The sequence below is a fragment of the Candidatus Deferrimicrobiaceae bacterium genome (assembly GCA_036504035.1).
GTDB lineage: Bacteria > Desulfobacterota > Deferrimicrobia > Deferrimicrobiales > Deferrimicrobiaceae > JANXPS01.
The window spans coordinates 310,939-335,456 of record DASXVV010000014.1; the positions used below are offsets into that span (position 1 = coordinate 310,939).

Genomic DNA, 24,518 nt, shown 5'->3' on the forward strand with positions numbered 1-24,518 from the left:
CCAATCGCCGAATACTCTCCGGGGCGTTGAAGAATAATCTTCAACGCCCCGATTATCCCTGAATTCCATTCTCGCTTATTACGCTCCAACCATCTGATATTGCAATCATTATGGGTCGCGCCGTTAAGCGGCACGGCCCTTGCTCAAAGTAAGGCAATATTTCCTATCCGGGAGGACAAGCCGCATGTCTGGACACACTGATCGGATTCACCGAACCGGAAAAATGATCCTCCTGATTCTCCTGCTGGTCGGGGGGCTATCCGCGATCGTTCACGCAGGGGTGCTCGATGGACTCTTCAAGAAGTCGCCCGAAGCCTCCGCCAAGGCGGCCGGAGTCGTGGAATCGTCCGATCAGGTGACGATTCCCCTGAAGTCGCTCGATTCCGGCAAGGCGATTTTCCTGCAGACCGAGTCTGAAGGTCGGACCCTCTACTTCCTGGCGCTGAAGACCGCCGACGGAAAGTATCGTTCCTCGCTGGATGCCTGCGACGTCTGCTTCCGGGCGAATCGCGGATACCGGCAGGAGGGCGATCAGCTCGTCTGCAACAACTGCAACCAGAAGTTCGCGGCCAACAAGCTCGGCGAGGCGAAGGGCGGATGCAACCCGCACCCGCTGGCGCACCGGATCGAGGGGACGAATATGGTGATCCAGAAGGCCGACATCGCCGCCGGGAAGAATTACTTCCAGCGGAAGCGGTCGTGACCTGGAAACCGGCGGGGGGAAAGCGATGAATATCCGGAAGCTGGCCTGGAAAAATCTGTTCCGCCGGAAATCGCGCGCCATCTTCACCGGCCTCGGGATCTTCCTCGGGATCGGGACGTTCGTGGCCATCTCGTCGCTGACGATGCGGATGGAAGGCGCCGTGCGCGACAAGCTCGACAAGTTCGGCGCCAACATCCTGGTCACCCCCCGGACGGAACAGCTCTCCCTGGGATTCGGAGATATCTCGCTGGGCGGCACCCAGGTCGCGCACGCGCAACTGACGGCTGACGACGAGAAGGCGATCCGGTCGATCGCCCTGGCGGAACGGCTTCGCATGGTCGTCCCCTATTACCTGACGGCGACCGACGTATCGGGGAAGAATCTCGTGTGGATGGGGATCCGCCCCGCCGACATCGTCGAATCCCGCCCTTGGTGGAAGGTGCAGGGTGATGCGCTGAAAGGCAGGGACGAGGTGCTGCTCGGTTCCGAGGCGGCGATCGCGCTCGACAAGGGGCCCGGCGGGACGATCGAATCGGGCGGGAAGACGTTCCGGGTCGCCGGCGTCCTGTTGCCGACCGGCGAAAAGGAAGACGGGATGGTGATCGCGAACCTCGAGGATGTCCGCGCATTGGCCGGCACGCCCGGCGGCGTCACCTTTTTCGAAGTGGCTGCGCTTTGCAAGGACTGCCCGGTGGAGGACATCGTCAAGGAGATCGGCGAGAAGATTCCCGGCGCCAAGGTTTCCGCGATCCGCTCGGTCGTCGAAAGCCGCAAGGCCGCGGTCGACCAGTTCCGACGGCTGGGACTGGGCGTGTCGGCGATCGTCCTGACCATCGGTGGCCTGATGGTGTTCGTCACCATCATGGGGAACGTCCAGGAACGCACGCGCGAGATCGGCATCCTGCGGGCGGTCGGGTTCCGGCGGGGGGCGATCCGCGCGCTCCTGTTCTGGGAGACGGGCTGGATCTCCCTGGCTGCTTCGCTGGCCGGGGGCATTCTAGGGGCGGCCGCGGCGTTCGCGGGAGCGCCGCTCTTCGGTGCGGAACGGGGCGGGATCGAACTCGCGCCCATCTTGCTGGGAACGGCGCTTGGGCTGGCGCTCGGGTTGCTGGGCACGATCCCGCCCGCCCGCCGAGCCGCCGCGCTGTCGCCGACCGAAGCCATCCGCAGCCTGTAGACGAGGAGATAAGGCATGAAGCCGTTGATCACACTTGAAAACGTCTCGATGACCTACGGCGCCAACGGGACCAGCGCCACTGCGCTTCGCGAGATCAGCGTCTCGATCGCCGAAGGGGAATACGCGGTCATCACCGGCGAATCCGGAGCCGGCAAAAGCACGCTGCTCTGCCTGCTGGGCGGGCTGCAACTGCCGACTTCGGGACGCATCGTCATCGATGACGTCGACATCGCGACCCTCTCCCAGGACCGCCTGGCCGATTTCCGTGGGAAAAAGATCGGGTTTGTCTTCCAGGCGTACCACCTGCTTCCATACCTGACCGCTCAGGAAAATGTGATGGTCCCGATGGCGCCGGAAAAGGGAACGGCGACGCAGAAGAGCGATCGGGCGACCGCATTGCTGGAATCCGTCGGGCTGGCCGGAAAGGAAGACCGGCTGCCGTCGCAGTTGTCAGGCGGAGAATGCCAACGGGTGGCGATCGCCCGGGCGCTCGTCCACGATCCTCCGATCCTGCTCGCTGACGAACCGACCGGGAATCTCGACAGCGCGACGGGGAATCAGATACTCGACCTGTTTGCCGACCTTCACGACGCAGGCAAGACGATCCTGGTGGTGACCCACAACCGGACGAATATCGAGCGGGGAACGCGATCGATCCGCCTGGGCGACGGCCTGATCGTCGAAGACCGTCCCGTCAGGACGGTTCCCCGTGCGAGCCGAATCCACGTCCCGGAACAGGCATTGGGAGCATAAAGCCATGGAGACACCGAAAAACGAGAGATCCGTGCGTGGGTGGATCATTGCCATCGTGGTCGCCATCCTCCTTTCCGTCGCGGTGACCTGGATCCTGGGAACGATCTTCCGGCAGGGGATGACGCACCCTGCGCATGGCTCGACGGGGGAAGGCGCCTCCGCTTCCGGGTGCAGGATGAAGTGTTGCGGCGGGGATTGACGCAAAGGAGACCGGAAACGTTTTATAGTCGGGGTGAAAGCGGTGACACGGTGATGGAGAGGAGAACGGGAACGATGCAGATAGTTACTTTCGGAACAGGGAAGCGGAGGCCGGAAACGGGAAGGCGCGCTTGCCCCCGGGCCGGTTTTCTTGTTCCGCTTTTACTGACGCTTGCCGTTGTCGCTTCAGCCGCGGATCCGGTCGGACTCGCGTTGCGAAAGGACGCCGCCGTTGCGGTCTCTCCCGTCGAGTTGCCGGGAAACGTCGAACGGGAAACCCTGGAGAAGAAAATTATTCAGGGACCGACGCAGGCCGACCTCTCCGCCTACGGCTATCTTTCCAGCCCGATGATCCAGGCGGCGCGCGCCAGGTGGCGCGGGACGGCCGAGAAATACCGGATCGACACCGCCTGGAACAACCCCGAGATCATGATCGAGGGGATGCGCATGGTCGGTTCCGGCAGCATGGCCCCTACCGCGACGGGGCCCGACGGGATGCCGGTGGCCGGCAGCCAGGATTCGACTCCGAAGAACGACTGGACCGTGCGCCTGACCCAGGGCATCCCTCTGCCGGGCAAGCTTGGGCGGGCCGGGGATATCGTGCAGTCCGACGCGCGGATCGCACGGCTCGGTCTCGATGCGGCGGTTCGCGACGTCGTCCTGGGCATCCGCGAGTCGTACCAGGAACTGCTCTACATCGGTGAGGCGCGAAGGATCGCGACGCGGAACAGGGAGCTGCTCGACCAGCTGCGGAAGGTGGGGGAGGGGGCGTACGCCGCGAACCGGGCGGCGCTGGTCGACGTCATGAAGGCGCAGGCGCAGTCGGGGCAGTTGCTCTACGACGCGTTGTTGCTCGAGGAGTTGGAGCGGACCGAGAAGACGCGGATGAACGGGCTGCTCGACCGGCCGGCCGATGCCGCGATCGGGCCGCTCGCCGACCTCCCGGTCCGTCCGGTGGTCTACGCCCTCCCTGAGATCCAGGCGTTCGCGGAGGCGAACCTCGAGGAAGTGAAGATCGCCCAGGCGGGCGTCGAGAAGGCGCAATCCATGCTTTCGCTCACGCGGTACGAGAACCTTCCGGAATTCAACCTCGGCGCCTCCTACGGAACCGATCGGGGAGACAGGCAGGTGGGAGTCCAGGTGGGCGTCATGCTTCCGATCTGGCTGGGAAAGAACGCCGGCCGGACCGCCTCCGCGCGCGCCGATGTCGAGACGATGCAATCCATGAAGCGGGCGCAGGTCAACGAGACGCGGACCATGGTCCAGGAGGGATGGTTCCGGATGCGCAACGCGGAGCGGCTGGTCAAGCTTTACCGGGACGACCTGCTTCCGCAGGCCGAGCGCGCGATCGAGAGCGCCGAGACGCTCTACAAGCAGGGGCAGGGCGCCTTCAGCGACTACATCGAGACGCAGTCGACGTTCTACGGATTCCAGCTTTCGCTGGCGCGCGCGAAGGCCGACTACGGCAAATTCCAGGCGCGGCTCGAGAAGCTCGCGGGAAAAGGGCTGACCGAGCGGGAACCATCGACGGCGCCCCAAGCGGGCAAGGAGGTCGCCCGATGAAAACGTTGACTGCGATATTTCGGGCGACGATCGGGTTGGGTTCGGTCGCGATACTGATTTCCGCGCCGGCCTCGGCCTGGGGGCCGTTCGGGACGGACGACCGGGGGCTCGTGCAGGAGGTCGACCGTTACCAGCCGTCCGGCACCTACCGTGCCGCGGTCACCGTTCCGGCGAAAGAGGCGGCGGGCGCCGCTGCCCCGGATGACTTCGACATGCAGGTCGGGAAGCTGCGGGCGCTCTCGGCGCGCTGGGAGAAGACGCTGTCCGAACCGGTTGCGGAAGAATCGTTCCTGGTCCCCGATGCGTCGCGGATGACGCGTCTGGCAGGGGCGGCCACCGACAACGAAGCGGCTGAAAAGACGCTCGCCGACGGGTTCACGCTCGCCGACCTCGAGGCGCTGGCGCTGCTGCGGAATCCGGGCGCGGCGTCGAAGGAGCGGGATTTCCGCGCGGCGCTCGACGGCTATCCGCAGGTCGAGAACCTCGACACGATCCTTCGCCGGTACAGCGCGTTCACGAGCGGCCTGATGACGGGCATCGGGCCGATGGACAGCCCCGACGCGATGGCCCGGGCCAGGTTCCCCTTTCCCGGCGTGCTGGCGCTCAAGGGCGAGATCGTGACGCAGGAGGCGACGGCGGCGCGGGAAAACCTCGAGGCCGCGCGTCGCAAGGCGGTCACCTCGGTCCGGAAGAGCTATCGGGAACTGCTCTACGTGGCGGCAGCCCGGAAGACTACCGAGTCGATGCTCGATCTGCTCGACAATCTGAAAAGCGCCGCCTCCGCGCGCTACTCGGCCGGCGAAACCAGCTTCCAGGACGTGCTCAAGATCGGGATCGAGCGGGAAAAGATGCGGGAGGAGCTTCGCACGCTCACGGAGGAGCAGCGGAACATTGAGGCGATGATCCGCGAGACGCTCGCGCTGCCGCCTTCCGTCCGGATCGGGATTCCCGCGTCCGACAATCTCGCGGTCACGGTTCCGGCGATCGAGGACCTTCAGGCGAAGTCGCTTTCGAGCCGGCAGGAGTTGCGATCGATGCGGGCGATGGTCGGGAAGATGGAACGGATGCTTCTGATGCAGGAGACGATGGTCCATCCCGGCTTCACGCTGAACCTGTCCCAGTACGACCGGGACGAGGCGTCGCGGATCGCAGCCGGCGGGATGGGCGGAGAAAAAGAGAACTTTCCGACAACGACCGTGGCCTCGGTGGGTGCGGGGCTTCCCAAGGCGCCGCTGTTCGGGACCCAGGAGGCGTACCTGCGCGAGCTTCGGCAGCGGATCGAGGGGCTGAAGAGCGACCTCCGGATGGAGGAAGCGGCCACGTTGCTCGGCGTCCGGACCGCGTGGTTCGCGCTCGACAAGGCGAAACGGGAAGAGGCGCTCTACGGCGACCGGATCGTGACGCTGTCGCGCAGCGCGCTCGAAGCCTCGAACCAGGGCTATTCGGCGGGCAAGGTCATGTTCGCGGACGTGATCGAGGCGTACCGGGGCTGGCTGGAAGCCAACCTTTCCCTGTCGCGCAGCCGGGCGGATCTCGGCGTGGCTTCTGCAGAACTGGAAAACGCGGTCGGGCAGCGGGTTGCCCCAGACCCGAAACGATAATCGAAGGGCGGGGAGGATGATCATGACGGAAGAAAACCACATCACCGAAAGCCCGGCGCCCAAGAAGCGCAAGGGGATCGCGACGGCAATCATCGCCCTGGTTGCGCTGGCGGTCGGTGTTGCCGGCGGGCTATATCTGGGCGGGCGGGGATCGAAAGGGGCCGGCCTTACGGACAATGCGGCGGCCGCGCACGTCGAGGGAGAGAAATACACCTGCGGCATGCATCCCTTCATCATCTCCGACAAGCCGGGCAACTGCCCGATCTGCGGCATGGCGCTGACGAAGATCCAGGGGAGCGGCGGGTCGGCCGGGGCGGGAAGTCCCGCCGCGAAGGGTCCCCGCAAGATCCTCTTCTACCGGAACCCGATGAATGCCGTGGTGACCTCGCCCGTTCCGATGAAGGATGAGATGGGGATGGACTACGTCCCGGTCTACGAGGACGAGGCGAAGGGCGGGGGCGGGCAGGCGGCGGGCGCGCTGCCGGAGGGGTATGGGACGCTCGCTTCGGGCCCCGATACCCTCAAGCTGGCCGGCGTCCGGACGGCGCCCGCGGTTCGCGAGCGGATCGCGCGTTCGGTCCGCACCGCCGGCATCGTGGTCCCCGACGAGTCGCGCATCCGCCGGGTACAGAGCAAGATCGACGGCTATGTCGAGAAGCTGTTCGTCAGCGCGACCGGCCAGGTGGTCAGGAAGGGGCAGCCGCTTCTCTCGCTTTATTCCCCGGAGCTGCTGGCGTCCCAGCAGGAGTATGTGAAGGCGCGCGAGACATCGAAGAAGTTTTCCAATTCCACGAGCGACGAGGTGCGGGCGCTTGGCGAGGAGTTGCGGAACGCCTCCCGCCGCAGGCTCGAGCTGTTCGACGTTCCCGCATCGGCGATCGCCAGCCTGGAGCGCACGGGCACGCCGACGCGCACCGTGACGCTCGTCGCCCCGGTGTCCGGCTACGTGACCGGCAAGGAGGTTTTCGAGGGAACGAAGGTGGGCCCCGGCATGGAGCTGCTCACCGTCACCGACCTGTCCCGGGTCTGGATCGAGGCCGACCTCTACGAGACCGAGGCCGGTTCCGCCCGCGTCGGCATGTCCGCTACGCTGTCGCTTTCGGCCGATCCCGGGGTGCGCCTCAAGGGGCGAGTGGCGTTCGTCTATCCCGTCCTGACGCCCGACAGCCGCACCCTGAAGGTTCGCTTCGAGTTCCCGAATCCGGGTCTCAAGCTCAAGCCGCAGATGTACGCGGACGTGTCGATCGACCTCGCGGCCGCGACCGGCGTGACGATCGACGATTCGGCCATCATCGACACGGGCGTCCGGCGCATCGTCTTCGTCGAGACGGGCGAGGGATCGTTCACGCCGCGTGAAGTCACGGTCGGCGTCCGCGGTGACGGCAAGGCGCAGATCCTTTCCGGCGTCAAGGAAGGCGAGCGGGTGGCGATCGGGGCAAACTTCCTGCTCGACTCCGAATCGCGGATGCGGGCGGCGCTGACGAAGATGACCGGGGGTTCGCCGACTGCGCCCGCTGCCCCCCCGAAATCGCCATCGGGGCATGAAGGACACGGGGGCGCCCGATGAACTCTCACGGTTCCGCGTCCGGCGAACCGGGCAAGGAGACGCTGATCCAGCGGCTCATCGGCTTCTGCGCCGTGAACCGCTACCTGACGCTGCTCTTCGTCGTGGCATTGTGCGCCTTCGCGGTCTACACGCTGAAATCGATCCGGCTCGACGCGCTGCCCGACCTGTCCGACACGCAAGTCATCGTCTACTCGAAGTGGGACCGGTCGCCCGACATCATCGAAGACCAGGTGACCTACCCGATCGTCACGGCGCTACTCGGGGCACCGCACGTCAAGGCTGTTCGCGGTTCGTCGGACTTCGGCTTCTCGTATGTTTACGTGATCTTCGAGGACGGCACCGACATCTACTGGGCGCGCTCCCGGGTGCTCGAATACCTGTCCAAGATCCAGGCGCGGCTCCCGGCGGGGGTGCAGACCGAGCTCGGCCCCGACGCGACCGGCGTCGGCTGGGTCTATCAATACGCGCTGGTCGACAAATCGGGCACGCAGTCGCTCGACAAATTGCGCTCCTACCAGGACTGGACGCTGCGTTATGCGCTCCAGGCGGTGCCGGGCGTGGCCGAGGTGGCGTCGATCGGCGGCTTCCAGAAGCAATATCAGGTGACGGTCGACCCGAACCGGCTCGCGGCCTACGGACTTCCGCTCGACATGGTCATCGCGGCGATCCGGCAGTCCAACAACGAGGTCGGCGGGCGGCTGATCGAGTTCGCCGGCGCCGAGTATATGGTCCGGGGGCGCGGCTACGCAAAGACGACCGCCGACCTCGAAAAGATCGTGGTCAAGACCGGCGCGGGCGGCGTGCCCGTCCTGCTGAAAGACATCGGCCGGGTCGAACTGGGTCCCGAGATCCGTCGCGGCGTCGCCGACCTCGACGGGAAGGGCGACCATGTCGGCGGCATCGTCGTCATGCGTCACGGCGAGAACGCCTTGAACGTCATCAACCGGGTCAAGGCCAAGATGAAGGAGCTCGAACCCTCGCTGCCCAAGGGAACCGAGTTCGTCACGACCTACGACCGCTCCGACCTGATCGAACGGGCGATCGACACGCTCAAGCACGAGCTCACGATCGAGATGATCATCGTCTCGCTGGTGATCCTGATCTTCCTGTGGCACGTCCCGTCGGCGCTCGTGCCGATCATCACGATCCCCGTCTCGGTGCTGCTCTCCTTCATCCCGCTGCATTACATGGGCGTGACGATCAACATCATGAGCCTCGCCGGCATCGCGATCTCGATCGGGGTGCTCGTCGACGGGGCGATCGTCGAGGTCGAGAACGCCTACAACAAGATCCACCTATGGGACATCGGCGGGCGGAAGGAGGATTTCCATCATGTCCGGCTCTCGGCGCTGAAAGAGGTCGGGCCTTCGGTCTTCTTCTCGCTGCTGGTGATCGCCGTGGCGTTTCTCCCCGTCTTCGTGCTGGTCGACCAGGAAGGGCGCCTCTTCAAGCCGCTGGCGTATTCGAAAAACCTGGCGATGGGGCTGGCGGCCTTTCTCGCGGTCACGCTCGACCCCGCGCTCCGGATGATGTTCGCCCGGATCGATCCCTTTAACTTCAAGCCGTCGTTCCTGGCGAAGTTCGCCACCCACGCGCTCGTCGGGACCTACTATTCCGAGGATAAACATCCGATCAGCCGGGCGATCTTCCGGATCTACGACCCGGCGTGCCGCTTCGTCCTCAAGCACCCGAAAGCGGTCATCGGCGCCGCGATCGTGGCGGTCCTGCTGAGCGTCCCCGTCTTCATGAAGCTAGGCAGCGAGTTCATGCCGCCGCTCAACGAGGGGACGATGCTCTACATGCCGACGACACTTCCCGGGCTTTCGGTCGCTCAGGCGCAGGACCTGCTGATCCGCCAGGACAAGCTGCTCAAGACTTTCCCGGAGGTCGAGCGCGTCTTCGGAAAGGCGGGCAGGGCGGATACCTCCACGGATCCGGCGCCTTTTTCCATGATGGAGACGACCGTCATCCTCAAGCCGCAAAGCCAATGGAGCGGGAAGGACCGCTGGTATTCGAAATGGGCGCCCGGATTCGTGAAAGCGATCCTGCGGCCGGTCTGGCCCGACCGGATCTCGTGGGACGAGCTGGTCGCAAAGATGGATTCGGTGGTCCGCTTCCCCGGCGTCACCAATGCCTGGACGATGCCGATCAAAGCGCGCACGGACATGCTGACCACCGGCGTCCGGACGCCGATCGGGGTCAAGGTCTACGGCAGCGACCTGGCCGAGATCCAGAAGATCGGGGAGCGTCTCGAGCAAGTCATGCGGGACATCCCGGGCACGCGCAGCGTCTTCGCGGAGCGGGTCACGGGCGGCTATTTCATCGACATCGAGCCGAAGCGGGAGCAGCTCGCGCGGTATGGCCTGACGATCGGGATGCTCCAGGACACGGTCATGAGCGCGATCGGCGGCGAAAACATTACGACGACGATCGAGGGACGCGAGCGTTATCCGGTCAACCTGCGCTACCCGCGTGAGCTTCGGGAAGATCCCGACCGGTTGGCGCGCGTGCTCGTCTCCGTCCCGGGCGGCATGGGTCGGCAGGTGCCTCTTGCGCAGTTGGCCGATATCAAGATGGTGCAAGGTCCAGCGATGCTGCGCGACGAGAACGGCTTCCTGGCCGGCTACGTCTTCGTCGACATCGCCGGTCGCGACGTGGGCAGCTACGTCGAGGAAGCGAAGAAAGTCGTCGCGAGCAGCGTCCAATTGAAGACGGGGTATGTGCTCCAGTGGAGCGGCCAGTACGAGAACATGATCCGGGTGCGCGAGCGTCTGAAGATGGTCATTCCGGTGACGCTGGCGCTGATCTTCGCGCTGCTCTACATGAATACGCGCAGCGCGTTCAAGGCGTCGGTTGTCATGCTGGCGGTGCCCTTCTCGGCGATCGGCGCGATCTGGCTCTTTTACGCGCTCGGCTACAACGTGTCGATCGCGGCGTGGGTCGGGATGATCGCGCTCATGGGGCTCGACGCCGAGACGGGCGTGTTCATGCTGCTGTTCCTTGACCTGTCCTACGGCGAAGCTCGGGCGCGCGGACAGGTGACGAACCCGGCCGAACTCGACGAGGCGATCGTCCATGGCGCCGTCAAGCGCGCGCGTCCGAAGATGATGACGGTCGCGGCGGCGTTCATGGGGCTGTTGCCGATCATGTGGTCTTCGTCGGCAGGCGCCGACGTCATGAAACGGATCGCAGCGCCGATGCTGGGCGGGTTGGTCACCTCGTTCATCCTCGAGCTGCTGGTCTATCCGGCGATCTACAAGCTCTGGAAACTGCGGGAGCTGCCGAAAGTCACGGATGCCCCGGAACCCCAGGGCGACGCGTTTAAAGGGTAGGGGGACTGTCATGGACTGTTGCAAGACACCGCTCTGGGTTTGGGGATCCTTCGCCGGAGTCATATTGCTGATGGTTCTCTATGGGATCTTTTCAAAGGGGAAACCCAAGGAGATGAAACCGTTCGTCCACGTTACGGGGGCGTTTACGGAAATCTTCGGTGAGTTGCCGTCCATGCCCATGCCTGGCCCTTGTTATGCGACGGTCGCGTACTTTCCTTCCACGAAGGAACCGGGCCGTTTCCGCCCGGCAGCGATCTTCACGACGGAACAGGGGAAGGAAGAACAACTCACCGTTCGGACCGTAGTGAGGGGAATTCGCGATGCGGGAACATTTTCCGAAGAGGTGATCCTGCCGTTTGCCGAGGGAGCGGAGCTATCCGGTTACACGGTGGAAAAGGGCGTAGCGCACATCGTGGTTGGCGGATCTTTCCGGATTGAACAAATCCTGGAGGCGGATCGCAAGAGGGCCGCACAGGCGCTGGCGCTAACCGCAGTCCAGTTCGGCAAGGCGACCTCCGTGGATCTGACCGATACGGAAGGGAAGATCCATATCACGGCAGAGGCGAAAGGGAATCTTCCGGTTGATGTCGGAAATCCGAAGACGATCGGTGTTCTCGCAGTGAGCGAGAAAGCGGGAGAACCGGCGGGCATGCTCTCGGTCAATTTTGATCGTCCGGTGGTCGTCGAGCAGATCGCCTTTGCGCCAGCGGGCGGCGACGACTATCCAGGGGAAAGCTACACCACCGGGTTCGGGATGACGGCTGAATTCCATCCCAAGCCGGCAGAAACGTTCAGTGGAACTCGAAAGTATGGCGTCCGGATGACCGTCCGCGACGGGAAAGGGAGGAAAACGAGCGGGGAGACTATCTGGAATCCGAAGGAAGTCGTGCGGGACTAGCCCGCGATATTTACAACGCCCCACAACAAGGTCACGAGGGAGGAACGGAAAATGCGGAACATCGGAAAAATGGTTCGGATCGGAATCTGCACGTTGGGCATGTCGGTCATGGCGTTGCCGGGGCTCGCATTGGCGATGGATCACGGCGCCATGGGTGGAATGAACATGGGCGGTTCCGGGGATCACGCCGCGATGGACAAGAAGGACGGCGGCCACGACATGACCAAGATGGGCGACAAGCTGTACTCCGGCAAGCTGGGGGTCTGGAAGGCGGAGGCCCGCCTGATCGACATGGCAGCGCACATGAAGGCCATGCCCGGAATGAAGATGGAAGGGACGATGCCCAATTCCCACCATGTCGCCGTTTCCCTTACCGATTCCAAAACGAAGGCGGCGATCACGGAAGGGACGGGCAAGGTGACGGTGACCGGGCCGGACAAGAAGTCCGTCACGAGCGATTTCATGGTGATGCAGGGTCATTTCGGGGCCGACGTCAATCTCCCCAAGCCGGGCAAGTACACGTTCAAGGTCGAGATCACTTCCGGCGGCAAGACGGGGTCGGAGACATTCACCCACAAGGTGAAGTAGACCGGCATTCCGATTCGGCAACCGGCGTGGAATCCGGGGAAGGGGCTGATGAAAGCCCCTCCCCGGCACGTCATATCCGTGAGGAAACGATGGAAATCCAGGACGTGACTTGACCGGCATGGACCGACTGGTTCCGACGAATCGGGGGAGGTACCTGTTGATCGCCGCGTTGACGGTGATCGTCACGATCCTGCATTTCCGGACGACGGCCGGTCCGCACGATCTTCACTGGCTCCATCTCTTCTTCCAGAAGCTCTACTACATCCCGATTCTCCTGGCGGCGGCCTGGTTCGGTCCCCGGACGACCGGTGCGACCGCCTTGGCGGTCACCGCTCTTTTTTCCCTGCACATCTGGATCAATTGGGCAGGCGATCGGATGCAGCAGTCGGACCAGATCGGGGAAATCGCCAGTTTCTGGCTCCTTGCTCTTCTTTCCTCCGTCTTGTTCGAGCGACAGCGGAAGGCGTTCGAAGAGACGAAGACGGCGCACCAGGAAACGCTTTCGGCGTTGGCATCTTCCCTCGACTTGCGGGAGCACGACACCGGACTCCATTCCCGCCGGGTCGCGGAATACACGATGCTCCTGGCGCACCGGATGGGATTCCGGGACGAGCGCTATCTTGAGGAACTCCGGAAGGGCGCGATCCTGCACGATATCGGAAAGATCGGAGTGCCGGACCGGATTCTCCTGAAGGAATCCCGCCTGACCGACGAGGAAATGGACGTGATCCGGCACCACCCTGCGCAGGGAGCCGCTTTGATCGGAGAGATCCCTTTTCTGGAGGGTACCCGGGAGCTGGTCCTTTCCCACCACGAAAAATATGACGGGACAGGATACCCAAGAGGCTTGTCCGGTGAGGCGATCCCGATCGGGGGGAGGATCTTCGCGGTAGCGGATGTGTTCGATGCTCTGACTGCGAACAGATCGTACCGGGAACCCGCTTCATGGATAGAAGCGGCGGACCACATTGACAAGGGGTCGGGAACCCATTTCGACCCCGAGGTGGTCAATGCCTTTCTCGCGATACCTTTCAGGGATTTGGAGGAAATCGCGGCGCGGACCGGCGTCGATTTGCGCCAACCATTCCGCGACAACGATTCCGCCATGCCATCGAGTATCCCGAGCGCCACAACGTCCCTACGGGAAGGGCGCGGAGACATCAGAAGATCTTGACGAGTTTCCGGTTGAGGGGTGAGTCGCTCCGGTAGAACCATGCCACGACCACGGCAGCGACGGCCGCAGTTACAGCGCCACCCAGAACGTCCGATACATAATCGATTCTCCATCAAACCCATCTCCCCGTCACCGTCCCGTGTACGACATCAGCAATCCCGCCACTCCCGCAGCCAAGATGAGAACCGGCTCCGGAATCCGCTTCGCCTTTAGAAGGGCGGTAAGCGTCAACAGCGCAATCAGCGTGGTGGGGACGTCGACGATCGCCCGCCTTCCGAGCGTGATCGCCGCGCCTGCAATCGCGCCGGTTGCTGCTGCGGTGACGCCATCGACCAGCGCCTTGATCCGCGGACTCTGCCGGGACCGGTGGAAAAACGGCGCCGGAATGACCGTCAGTAGGTAGCACGGCAGAAACGTGCCCAAGGCGGCCACGACGGCACCCGACAGGCCGGCCACGAGGAATCCGATGAACCCGACCGTGATGACGACGGGGCCGGGGGTAATCATGGCGACGGCGACCGCATCCAGGAATTGCCGGTCGTTCAGCCAGTGGAACTCCTTGACCACGCCGGCGTACAGGAACGGGACGATGGCCAACCCGCTGCCGAACACGAAGGCGCCGGACTTCGTGAAGAACCACGCGATCCGCGTAAGCGTCCCGGGCAAGGCAACGCCGTGCAGGCCGGTCGTCAGCACCGCGGGCCATCCGGAAACCATGACCGCTGCGAACCCGGCCTTCCCGAATTTTGGAGGTGCCTTCACGAGGACCGAGGCCACGCCGCAAGCCAGGAACGCCCACGCGACCTCCGACTGCGTCCAGACGGTCACGACAGCCGTGACGGCGGCGAACAGCCAGAGCAGCGGGTCTTTCCCCAGCGTCATCTTTCCCAGCTTGACGGCGCTGCGGGAGACGATGGCGATGACCGACGCGGCGATTCCGTAGAACGCCCACTGGAGCCACGGCAACCCCCCGAAGCGCAGGTACAGCGCGGCGAGGACGACCACCATGAGGAAGGAAGGGAGAACGAAGGCCACGCCGACGAGGGTGCTACCCAAGATACCGCCGCGGACCCATCCGAGATAGATGGCAAGTTGGGCGGCGAGCGGTCCGGGCGAGAGCTGCGCGAGGGCGAGCCCCTCGGCGTAGTCTTCCTTGCTGATCCAGCCGCGTTCCTCGACGAGGTCGCGCTGCATGTAGCCAACCAGCGCGATCGGCCCGCCGAAGCCTGTCGCGCCGAGCCGGAGGAAGTAGAGGAGAAAATCCTTCAAGGGGACCGGCGCAGGGGTCTTGTCGTTCCCTTCCATGTCCAGTCTCCCCAACCGGTCGTCATCCACGTCCGCAACCTTCGGCGGCAGGACGCATCCAAGGAAGTCGGTACATCTCCATTCTACGGAGTTATCAAGGAGGGTGTTCATGCAATCATGGCCTACCCGGCTCGCGGGTGTCGGCGTTCATCTCGTTGCCTTTTTAGCCATCGCGATCCTGACCACGGGTCCGGCCGTGGCTGCCCCTCCGGCAACCGGCGGAGTGGACCTCTCCAAGGGAACAGGGACGCCGTCCGAAGTCTGCGGCGCCTGTCACGTCGCGATCTACCGGGAGTTCCAGCTCGGCTTCGGAAGCGACACCCGGTACCCGAAGATGACGCTGCGCGACAAGAGCGAGGAGCCCTTCGGCATGCCGGCCAACGTCTCGTCCGCAGCGACGACGCACGCGGCTGCCGGATTCGACCCCTTCGCGGTCCACGCCCGGGACGCTGAGGAGGCGGGACGCTCCTGCAACGTCTGCCATTTCCCCGAAGCATTCGCGCTGCCGCCGGTCGACAACGCCGAGATCGTCAAGCCCAAGGCGCGCGGCAAGGGGGACGAGGTCGGTGGGCTCACCTGCGCAAGCTGCCATTTGACGCAAGACGGCAAGATCCGCGGCCCCTACAACGTGAGCGCGGCGCCCCACGCTACCGTCGAGGACCCGGAGATGCGGACCTCTTCCGCGTGCGCCTACTGCCACAGTCTTGGGAAACGGGTGCCGGGCAAACAGACGCAGACCTTCCTGGAGTGGCGAGAAGACTTCCGCAAGCCGGACCTCGGGCGTCAGCATTGTCAGGACTGCCACATGCTCCGGTCGCAACGCAAGGTCGCCGAGGATTTCGACGTTCCCACTCGCGCCGTCGCCCGCCACCTCTGGACGGGCGGCCACTCGCCACAGCGGCTCGCGAGCGCCCTGAACCTGACGATCGTCCAGGCCGAGCTGGGCAAGCCGGCTTTCGAGTTCCACGTCGCCAACATCGCGGCCGGGCACTCCGTCCCGACCGGCTCCAACCGTCGGGGCGTCTACCTGATTGCCGAGCTGCAGAACCGCAAGGGGAAGACGGTGGCGAAGCAGGAGTGGATGTTCGCCCCGTGGTACGGCCCCCGTCCGGACGACAAGAAGTTCCTCGAAGAGGACAAGGCGCGGCCCGACGCGAAGGCGGCGTCTCAGGCCGATGCCCAGGGACCGCACGAGGCGATCATCCATGCAGGCGAGGAGCGCGTCCTGTCGTGGGCGCCGGCGGCCAAGGCGGGCGATTACACCGTCAAGGCGCGGCTGGTCTACGACCTGAACCGGTACAACGACCGGTCGTTCACCGACGACCAGACGGAGATGAACCGGAGCACCCTCAAAGTCAACGTGGCGAAGACCGGCGGGCGGTAGTCGGCAAAGGACGTAACAACAAGAAGCGAACAATCATGCCCACCCGACTGGGAGGTTACGTCTTCCGGTAGATTCCGAGGGTGACCCCGCCCACCACCAGCAATCCGCCTGCGAGTTGCGATGCGAGCAGCTTCTCGCCGAGAAAAAGCGAGGCGAGCAATACCCCAAAGACCGGAACCAGGTTCACGAACAGCGCAGACCTGGCTGTCCCGATCTTTTGGATCGCCTCATACCACCAGACGAAACCGACGACTGTCCCGAGCAAAGCGAGTTGCAGGACCGCGATCCATCCCCAGGTCGAGAGCCCGCCTGTTGACCCGCCGGTACTTCGTTCGAGGAAGGCACACGGTATCAGCAACAACGCGCCGAATAGCGATGCCCAGGAGGTCGCCTCCAGCGGGCTGCACCAATCTAGTACCCGTTTCCCCATCACCGAGAAGACGGCCCACGTCACCGGCGCCGCCACCAGAATCAGGTCGCCCGGGTTGAAGGAGAAATGACGGAGGGTTTCCCACGATCCCCCCGATACGATCGTCAGGACGCCGACGAGCGAGAGCGCGAAGCCGGCGATCTGCCTCGATCGAACGGCTTCTTTAAGCCAGATCGCCGAAAGCATGGCGGTCATGACCGGATTGATCGCGACGATGAGGGAGCCGTTCGATGCGGTGGTCAGTCGAAGTCCGACAAAGAAGGCAGTGTTGTAGATGAAGATGCCGACGGCGCCAAGGACAAAAAGCGTCCCCCACTGCTTCGCGCCGGTCGGAAACGGAAACCGAACTCCCGAGGCTCGCACTCTCAACGCGAGCAACCCGAACAGCGCAACGGTTGCGATGACGTACCGACAGGCAGCCACGAAAAACGGGGGCGCTTCGCCCACTGCGTAACGTGCGGCGACAAAGGTTCCACCCCAGAAAAAAGTGGTCAGGATCAACTTGAGATAAAGCAGGTCAACCTCCGTTGCGAATATCGAGATTAATAATGCCGGGTGATCAGTCGTTATCTTCGCACGATCGCGATTTTGGGTACCGAATGAACCATTGTCTTCGACACACAAGAGAACTTTCTTTAGTTCTGCCGGCCCGCTGACGTTCGTCGGGGGAGAAACCGGAATTGTCAGGCGGCATCGAACCCACTGGAAACGAAGGACACCGCATCGAAGGGAAGGCGCCCGATGAATGAGACCCCCGGATCCTCGAAGGACCCTGTCTGCGGGATGACGGTCGCACCTGGAACGGGACTCCGGCATTCCCATGGCGGCCATGAATATTCATTCTGCAGCGACCATTGCCTGAACGCATTCAAATCGGACCCCGAGCGGTACATCGATCCGGGGAAGCCGGATTTATCCGCTTCCGGAAATCCGGCAGAGCGGACCGATGACCATGCGACCGGGGACGGGTACACCTGCCCGATGCATCCAGAGGTCGTCAGCGATGCCCCCGGGAATTGCCCCAAGTGCGGCATGGCGCTGGAGCCCCGCACGATCACCGCGGAGGAACCGGAAAGCGGTGAGCTGACCGACATGCGCCGGCGCTTCCGGCTCGGCCTGCTCTTGACGGTGCCGCTCTTCCTCGTTGCCATGGGAGATCACATCCCGGGGCGCCCCCTGGACCATCTCATCCCGGGTTGGTCCCGGATCTGGATCGAACTGCTCCTGGCGACGCCGGTCGTCCTCTGGGGCGGTTGGCCGTTCTTCGTCCGCGCGTGGCAGTCGATCCTGAACCGGAGTCCCAACATGTTCACGCTGATCGGGTTGGGTGTCGGCGTCGCGTACGTCTACAGCGTCATTGCCGTGCTGTTCCCCTCGATATTCCCTCCCTCCTTTCGCGATCCCGCCACAGGGGTGGCCGTCTATTTCGAGCCGGCGGCCGTCATCGTGGTGCTTGTCCTTCTTGGGCAGGTGCTGGAGCTGAAAGCGCGCAGCCGGACCGGAGCCGCGATCAAGGCGCTTCTCGGGCTTGCCCCCAAGACCGCGCGGCGCATTGGGGATGACGGCACAGAGGAGGACGTCCCGCTCGGTGAGGTTCATCCCGGGGATCGCCTTCGGGTTCGGCCCGGGGAGAAGGTCCCGGTAGACGGGATCGTCCTCGAAGGGAAAAGCGCGGTCGATGAATCGATGGTTTCGGGAGAGCCGATCCCCGTGTCCAAGGAGTCGGGCGGCCGGGTGATCGGCGCCACGGTCAACGGCACCGGATCGTTCGTGATGCGCGCGGAGCGTGTCGGGGCAGACACGGTGCTGGCCCGGATCGTCCGGATGGTCGGCGAAGCCCAGCGGAGCCGTGCCCCGATCCAGAAACTGGCGGACGTCGTCGCGGGCTATTTCGTCCCCGCGGTGGTCGCCGTGGCCGCGGTCACCTTCGTCGCCTGGGGAATATGGGGTCCAGAACCGCGTATGGCGCGAGCACTCATCAACGCGGTGGCGGTCCTGATCATCGCCTGTCCCTGTGCCCTCGGCCTGGCGACGCCGATGTCGATCATGGTGGCCATGGGGAAAGGGGCGTTGGCCGGAGTCCTGTTCCGGAACGCCGAGGCGATCGAGGTGATGCGCAAGGTGGACACGCTCGTCGTCGACAAGACCGGTACGCTGACCGAGGGAAAACCACGATTGGCGACGGTGTCCGCCGCCGACGGGTGGGACGCCCCGGGACTTCTGAAATTTGCGGCCGGGCTGGAAAAGGGGAGCGAGCACCCGCTCGCGGCCGCCATCGTGGCGGGCGCCCGGGAGCGCGGAGTCGACGTCCCGGAAGCGGGGTCGTTCGAATCGGTGACGGGGCAGGGGGTCACGGGGACCGTGGAAGGGCGCGCTGTCGTCCTCGGCAATCGCACGCTGCTCGAATCGCTGGGAATCGCCCCGGAGAAGCTTGCCCGTGAAGCCGAGTCGCTTCGCGCGGACGGGCAGACCGTGATGTACGTCGCCGTGGACGGCAAGCCCGCGGGCCTTTTGGGCGTTTCCGACCCGATCAAGGAGAGTACGCCGGATGCGATCCGTTCCCTGCACGACGAAGGGATCCGGATCGTGATGCTCACGGGCGACAGTCGCACGACCGCCGAGGCGGTGGCCAAAAAGCTGGGGATCGACGAGGTGCTGGCCGAGGTGCTCCCCGACCAGAAGGCCGATGCGGTGAAACGTTTTCAGGCGGAGGGGCGGATCGTGGCCATGGCGGGCGACGGGATCAACGACGCACCGGCGCTGGCCCAGGCCCATGTGGGAATCGCGATGGGTACCGGGACCGATGTGGCGATGGAGAGCGCGGGCGTCACCCTGGTCAAGGGGGATCTGCGGGGTATCGTCCGGGCGCGCCGCCTGAGCCGTGCGACGATGGGCAACATCAAGCAGAACCTCTTCTTTGCCTTCGTCTACAACGCGCTGGGGGTTCCCGTCGCGGCGGGCGTCCTCTATCCGTCCTTCGGGATCCTGCTGAGCCCGATCATCGCCGCGGCGGCGATGAGCCTGAGCTCGGTTTCCGTCGTCGGCAATGCGTTGCGGCTGCGAAGGGTCCGGCTTTGAATGGCGTTCATTTCGTGAGAATACTCTCACCTGTCTTGAAGATTATTCTTTGAAGATGAGTTGTCTTTCCGGTGTCTCAGATCACAACGTGCCGTTTTAACACGATTATCTTCTTGGGCACGGCCGATGCATATTTCCTTGGCAACTACACCGATCGGCAATCGGATTGCCGAAGGAAGAAAAAGGAGAGCAAAGATGAAGAGCATCGGAAGCGTTATGATCATGGCGGCGGTGATGATGTTGGTGGGTGGATCAACCCTGGCGATGGCGGCGGAAAAAGAGGAGTCGGCGCCGGAGAAAGGCACCTGGCAGTACGATTATGCGATGGAGACCGGAACGCTCGAACCCGTCGGGACGGGAACTTTCAAAGAGGGCAATATCCCCCAGGTCGAGGAGACGGTGGTGATCGGCGGGATGACCTATCGGGTCCACATCGACCTGCCGTAAAAAAAGGTTGACACCGATCGCGTGTCGGGTTATAAGTCTATCAAGTAGACAGACATAATAGTTAATATGGCCCGGGGAATTACCCGGACCCACGCTGACCAGACCACTGGAGGCCGAGGGAAATATTCCCTCGGCCTTTTTTTATTTCCCGCGCCGACGTTGCGCGGAATTCGAATCCTGGAAGGGGGGATAGGAAATGGCAGGCAAGCGGCATCTGTTTACATCCGAATCGGTCACGGAGGGGCATCCCGACAAGCTGGCCGACCAGATCTCGGATGCGATCCTCGACGCGTTTTTGGAAAAGGATCCGCTGTCGCGCGTCGCGGCCGAAACCAGCGTGACCACCGGGCTGACGGTCGTGATCGGCGAAGTGTCCTCGAAGGCGCAGCTGAACGTGGCCCGGATCGCGCGGGACACCATCGCGTCGGTCGGGTATACGAAAGCCGAATACGGGCTCGATGCCGAGCACAGCGCAGTGCTCGTATCGCTCGACCAGCAGTCTCCGGACATCGCGCAGGGCGTCGATCAGGCATTCGAACAGCGTTCCGGCGGGGGCCATGACGGACGGCTGGACGCAATCGGCGCAGGAGACCAGGGAATGGTGTTCGGCTACGCGACCGACGAGACGCCGGAATATCTCCCGACGAGCATCGCGTTGGCGCACGGACTGACCCGGAAGCTGGCGCAAGCGCGCAAAAGCGGGGCGATCCCGTTTCTTCGGCCCGACGGAAAGAGCCAGGTAACCGTCGAATTCGAGGACGGCCGCCCGGTACGGATCGACACGATCGTGGTCTCCACCCAGCACGGTCCCGACGTCGACCTGGATCAAATCCGTAAAGCGGTCATCGACGGCATCGTCACGCCGGTCATTCCCGAAAACCTGCTCGACGACCGCACGAAATATTTCATCAACCCGACCGGTCGTTTCGTGGTCGGCGGCCCCCACGGCGATGCGGGCCTGACGGGCCGCAAGATCATCGTCGACACGTACGGGGGCGCCGCGCGTCACGGGGGCGGCGCCTTTTCGGGTAAAGACCCCACGAAGGTCGACCGCTCTGGCGCTTACGCGGCAAGGCACGCCGCGAAAAACATCGTGGCGGCAGGGCTGGCGAAGCGGGTCGAGATCCAGGTCGCCTATGCGATCGGCGTCGCGCGACCCGTTTCCGTCTTCGTCGACAGCTTCGGGACCGGCGTCCTCCCGGAAGAGGAGCTGGCGAGACTGATCACCCGCACCTTCGACCTGCGTCCCGCCGCGATCATCGAGCGACTCGACCTGCGCAGGCCCATCTACAGGCAGACGGCGGCGTACGGCCATTTCGGGCGGCTGGATCTCGACCTCCCCTGGGAACGGGTCGACTTCGCCCGGGAACTCGAAAAAATCGCATAGGCCCCGCCGCAACCGGGCCGGAAAGGAAACGCAATGTCATTCAAGGACAAGGTCGCCATCGTGACGGGGGCATCCAACGGGATCGGGCGGGCGATCGCGCTCGAATTCGCAAGCAAGGGCGCCGGCGTCGTCGTGAACGGGCGCAATGCGGAAAAGGTCCAGGCGGTCGTCGAAGCGATTCGCAGAAACGGCGGCACCGCGCTCGGCGTGTCGGCGGATGTCTCCAAAAAGGATCAGGTCGAGCGGCTCGTCCAGTCGACGCTGGGGAATTTCGGACGGATCGACGTGCTGGTCAACAACGCCGGCGGCGATAGCAAAACCCGGACGGTCGAAGGGCTGCCCGAGGCGGAATGGGACCAGGTGGTCGACAACAACCTGAAAAGCGTCTTCCTCGTCTCGCAGGCGGTCATCCCGACGCTCAAGCGGCAAAAAAGCGGGCGGATCATCAACATCTCATCGCAGGCGGGCCGGGCCCTGACAATCCTGGCCGGTCCCCATTATGCGGCCGCCAAGGCCGGCGTGATCGGCTTCGGCAAGCAGCTCGCGAAGGAACTCTCGCCGCATGGGATCAACGTGAATACGGTCGCTCCCGGCATCATCAACAGCAGCGAGCGTCTCGAGGCCGTATGGGAATCGTTCCCGGCGGAGTCGCGAAAGCGGTTCCTGGAGGACATCCCGCTGGGACGTCTGGGGGACAACCGGGAAATCGTTGCCACCGTCCTGTTCCTCGCCTCGGAAGGGGCGGGCTACATCACCGGCGCAACCATTGACGTCAACGGCGGTCGCTGGATGCTGTGAGGCATCCTTTCCGCATCCCACTTTGAAACAGGAGACAAGCCATGTCTGAAGCAAAGCCCGCATACGGACTCAAGGACCTGTTGTGGAAGGAATTGGAGCTCAAGCTTGACCTCGGCATGAACGGCGTGGCCGTTACCAAGGAAGCGCTGGCGAAGATCCAGCCGGGAACCGTCGCCCAGGAGCAGGTGCACTGCCTGTTCGAATACGATTTCGACACGCACGATTTCACGCTTCCGTCCGGATTCAACCTGCCGCTGGGGTTGAGCGTTCCCTTCCGCTGGAACCGGGATGCCGCCCATACAGTCACCGTCGACGGCGAACGGGTCATCCTCGTGAAGAAGGGGAACGAGATCGCCGAGATCGACTTCCATCCCCGCCCCGCCTTCTACGGGAAGAAGACCTCGGACGGCAAGGAGATGGACACCATCGCCATCCTCAACCAGAAGCGTGCGCTCTTCATCGTCTACAGCAACGAGTGCTCGTACAAGGAGAAGGGGGAAGACTGCCTCTTCTGCAACATCAACTTCACGAAGGATACCTACGGCGAGAAGGAAGGCATCTTCTGGAAGACGGCCCGCCAGATCGGGGAAACCGCGGCCGAGGCGTTCCGGGAAGGCATCATCGACCACTTGACGGTCACCGGCGGCGTCATTCCCGAGCGGCGCGAACTGGAATACTACCTGGACGTGGCGGAAGAGATCCGCATCCACACCGGGCGCGACGATTTCAACGGCACAGCGACCGTTGCCGCCCCGCTCGACCTGCGCAACCTGGACCGGCTGAAAGAGGCGGGATACCGCACCACGGCGATGAACCTGGAGCTGTGGGACAAGGGATTCTACGACACGATCTGCCCGGGCAAGGCGCGCGGCGGCGGGGGGTGGGACCACTGGCTCAAGGCGCTCGAATACGCCGTCGGCGTGTTCGGTCGCGGCCGGGTCCGGTCCAACTTCGTCGCGGGGATCGAGCCCAAGTTCAAGACGCTCGAGGGGCTCGAATACCTGGCAGAAAAAGGCGTTGTCGGCATCAATTCCGTGTGGATTCCATGCCCCGGTTCCGGGCTCGAAGGCCATCGTTCGCCCGTACCGGCCTGGTATATGGACCTCGCGTTCAAGCTGGTGCCGATCTGGAAGAAGGCCGGCTTTACGTTCGAGCAGGTCTGCGATGCGAACGCCTCGTCGGACTACCTGCAGCACGACATCTGGCGGATCGAGGACGAGCTGCTCCCGATATTCGGGGAGGCGAAGGCGGCGTCGTGAGCGATAAAGTCGGCAAGCACATCGCCATCTACGGCAAGGGGGGGATCGGGAAGTCGACGACCACCTCCAACATCAGCGCGGCGCTGGCCGAGGCCGGGCTTCGGGTCATCCAGATCGGCTGCGACCCCAAGAGTGATTCGACCAACATCCTCCGGGGCGGGGAAGAGCTGCCGACGGTGCTCGACACTTTGCGGGAACATGGCAAGGTGCGGCTCGAGGATATTTCCGCGACCGGGTACAAGGGCGTCCTTTGCATCGAGGCAGGGGGGCCTGTGCCGGGCGTCGGCTGCGCCGGACGCGGGATCAACGCCGCGGTCGACCTGCTCCAGGAGCTCAACCTGTTCGAGACGTTCAAGCCCGACGCCGTGCTCTACGACGTCCTGGGCGACGTCGTCTGCGGCGGCTTCGCCGTGCCGATAAGGGACGGGATCGCCGACCGGGCGTTCGTCGTGACCTCCTCGGATTTCATGGCGCTCTTCGCGGCGAACAACCTGTTCAAGGCGATCAACAAGTATGCCCCTTCGGGCGGAGCAAGGCTCGGGGGGGTTATCGCCAACAGCGTCCTGGCCCCTTACGCGACGTCGCTGATCGACGATTTTGCGGAGCGGACCGGCACGCGGGTCGTCGGCTACATCCCGCGCTCCATCGAGGTCTCCCAGAGCGAACTTTACGGACAGACCGTGATCGAGGCGTCGCCCGGCTCCGAGCAGGCGCAGGTGTACCGGAAACTGGCGGGCTTCATCCTCGAAAACGAGGCGAGCTGCATCCCGAATCCGCTGAACGGCCCGGACCTGAAGAACTGGGCACGGGAATGGGGCGACCGCATCTTCAAGAGCGAGGCGGGGATCGTCGAAGCAAGCGGCGGGATCTAGCAAA

The 24,518-nt window shown here is 63.9% G+C and carries 20 protein-coding genes; 18 read left to right on the forward strand and 2 right to left on the reverse strand.

The features are described from left to right. The first annotated feature begins 223 nt into the window (after positions 1-223). The 11 genes from VGK27_13895 (at position 224) to VGK27_13945 (ending at position 13,554) form a co-directional block, all read left to right on the forward strand. The gene (locus VGK27_13895; protein ID HEY3491195.1) at positions 224-703 is read left to right on the forward strand and encodes a DUF2318 domain-containing protein; all 480 of its coding nucleotides are present in this window, start codon (positions 224-226) and stop codon (positions 701-703) included. Positions 704-728: 25 nt separating this feature from the next. Continuing rightward, positions 729-1,880 (forward strand): FtsX-like permease family protein, encoded by a 1,152-nt coding sequence (locus tag VGK27_13900; protein ID HEY3491196.1) that lies wholly within the window; start codon positions 729-731, stop codon positions 1,878-1,880. A gap of 15 nt (positions 1,881-1,895) precedes the next feature. Then, positions 1,896-2,633: an ABC transporter ATP-binding protein gene (locus VGK27_13905; protein ID HEY3491197.1), complete on the forward strand. Its 738-nt coding sequence runs from the start codon at positions 1,896-1,898 to the stop codon at positions 2,631-2,633. A gap of 4 nt (positions 2,634-2,637) precedes the next feature. Then, positions 2,638-2,832 (forward strand): hypothetical protein, encoded by a 195-nt coding sequence (locus VGK27_13910; GenBank protein ID HEY3491198.1) that lies wholly within the window; start codon positions 2,638-2,640, stop codon positions 2,830-2,832. Between the two features lie 74 nt (positions 2,833-2,906). Beyond that, positions 2,907-4,394: a TolC family protein gene (locus VGK27_13915; protein HEY3491199.1), complete on the forward strand. Its 1,488-nt coding sequence runs from the start codon at positions 2,907-2,909 to the stop codon at positions 4,392-4,394. Then, positions 4,391-5,995 carry a TolC family protein gene (locus tag VGK27_13920; GenBank protein ID HEY3491200.1) on the forward strand — a complete coding sequence of 535 codons (1,605 nt, stop codon included), beginning with the start codon at positions 4,391-4,393 and terminating at the stop codon, positions 5,993-5,995. Before VGK27_13915 ends, VGK27_13920 begins: the two co-directional genes overlap by 4 nt. Before the next feature lie 22 nt (positions 5,996-6,017). After that, complete coding sequence (locus VGK27_13925) at positions 6,018-7,562, forward strand: efflux RND transporter periplasmic adaptor subunit (protein ID HEY3491201.1); 1,545 nt, start codon at positions 6,018-6,020, stop codon at positions 7,560-7,562. Next, a complete protein-coding gene (locus VGK27_13930; GenBank protein HEY3491202.1) occupies positions 7,559-10,894 on the forward strand; it encodes a CusA/CzcA family heavy metal efflux RND transporter in 3,336 nt (1,111 codons plus the stop codon). Before VGK27_13925 ends, VGK27_13930 begins: the two co-directional genes overlap by 4 nt. 112 nt (positions 10,895-11,006) lie before the next feature. Further along, on the forward strand, positions 11,007-11,792 hold the full coding sequence (locus VGK27_13935; GenBank protein ID HEY3491203.1) for a hypothetical protein: 786 nt from the start codon (positions 11,007-11,009) through the stop codon (positions 11,790-11,792). A 51-nt stretch (positions 11,793-11,843) separates the two neighbouring features. After that, on the forward strand, positions 11,844-12,380 hold the full coding sequence (locus tag VGK27_13940) for a hypothetical protein (GenBank protein ID HEY3491204.1): 537 nt from the start codon (positions 11,844-11,846) through the stop codon (positions 12,378-12,380). Between the two features lie 157 nt (positions 12,381-12,537). Further along, entirely contained in the window at positions 12,538-13,554 is a 1,017-nt protein-coding gene (locus VGK27_13945; protein ID HEY3491205.1) for an HD-GYP domain-containing protein, read from the forward strand. A 129-nt stretch (positions 13,555-13,683) separates the two neighbouring features. On the opposite strand, the gene VGK27_13950 is transcribed toward VGK27_13945, so the two are convergent. Then, positions 13,684-14,859: a chromate transporter gene (locus VGK27_13950; GenBank protein HEY3491206.1), complete on the reverse strand. Its 1,176-nt coding sequence runs from the start codon at positions 14,857-14,859 to the stop codon at positions 13,684-13,686. Between the two features lie 109 nt (positions 14,860-14,968). Between VGK27_13950 and VGK27_13955 the strand changes: the two genes are divergently transcribed. Then, positions 14,969-16,243 carry a hypothetical protein gene (locus VGK27_13955; GenBank protein HEY3491207.1) on the forward strand — a complete coding sequence of 425 codons (1,275 nt, stop codon included), beginning with the start codon at positions 14,969-14,971 and terminating at the stop codon, positions 16,241-16,243. 55 nt (positions 16,244-16,298) lie between these two features. Here the strand turns inward: VGK27_13955 and VGK27_13960 are convergent, their stop codons facing one another. Next, the gene (locus VGK27_13960; protein HEY3491208.1) at positions 16,299-17,504 is read right to left on the reverse strand and encodes a DMT family transporter; all 1,206 of its coding nucleotides are present in this window, start codon (positions 17,502-17,504) and stop codon (positions 16,299-16,301) included. On the opposite strand from VGK27_13960, the gene VGK27_13965 reads away from it, so the two are divergent. From VGK27_13965 to VGK27_13990, 6 genes are all read left to right on the forward strand, one after another. Next, entirely contained in the window at positions 17,415-19,751 is a 2,337-nt protein-coding gene (locus tag VGK27_13965) for a heavy metal translocating P-type ATPase (protein HEY3491209.1), read from the forward strand. The genes VGK27_13960 and VGK27_13965 overlap by 90 nt on opposite strands. A 195-nt stretch (positions 19,752-19,946) precedes the next feature. Beyond that, positions 19,947-20,198 carry a hypothetical protein gene (locus tag VGK27_13970; protein ID HEY3491210.1) on the forward strand — a complete coding sequence of 84 codons (252 nt, stop codon included), beginning with the start codon at positions 19,947-19,949 and terminating at the stop codon, positions 20,196-20,198. Positions 20,199-20,394: 196 nt separating this feature from the next. Continuing rightward, positions 20,395-21,585: a methionine adenosyltransferase gene (gene metK, locus VGK27_13975; GenBank protein ID HEY3491211.1), complete on the forward strand. Its 1,191-nt coding sequence runs from the start codon at positions 20,395-20,397 to the stop codon at positions 21,583-21,585. Between the two features lie 33 nt (positions 21,586-21,618). Further along, positions 21,619-22,383 (forward strand): SDR family NAD(P)-dependent oxidoreductase, encoded by a 765-nt coding sequence (locus VGK27_13980; GenBank protein HEY3491212.1) that lies wholly within the window; start codon positions 21,619-21,621, stop codon positions 22,381-22,383. 41 nt (positions 22,384-22,424) lie between these two features. After that, positions 22,425-23,642 (forward strand): radical SAM protein, encoded by a 1,218-nt coding sequence (locus tag VGK27_13985; GenBank protein HEY3491213.1) that lies wholly within the window; start codon positions 22,425-22,427, stop codon positions 23,640-23,642. Next, positions 23,639-24,514, forward strand: a complete 876-nt coding sequence (locus tag VGK27_13990) for a nitrogenase iron protein NifH (protein HEY3491214.1) — start codon at positions 23,639-23,641, stop codon at positions 24,512-24,514. The genes VGK27_13985 and VGK27_13990 overlap by 4 nt, the downstream gene beginning before the upstream one ends. Positions 24,515-24,518 lie beyond the last annotated feature (4 nt).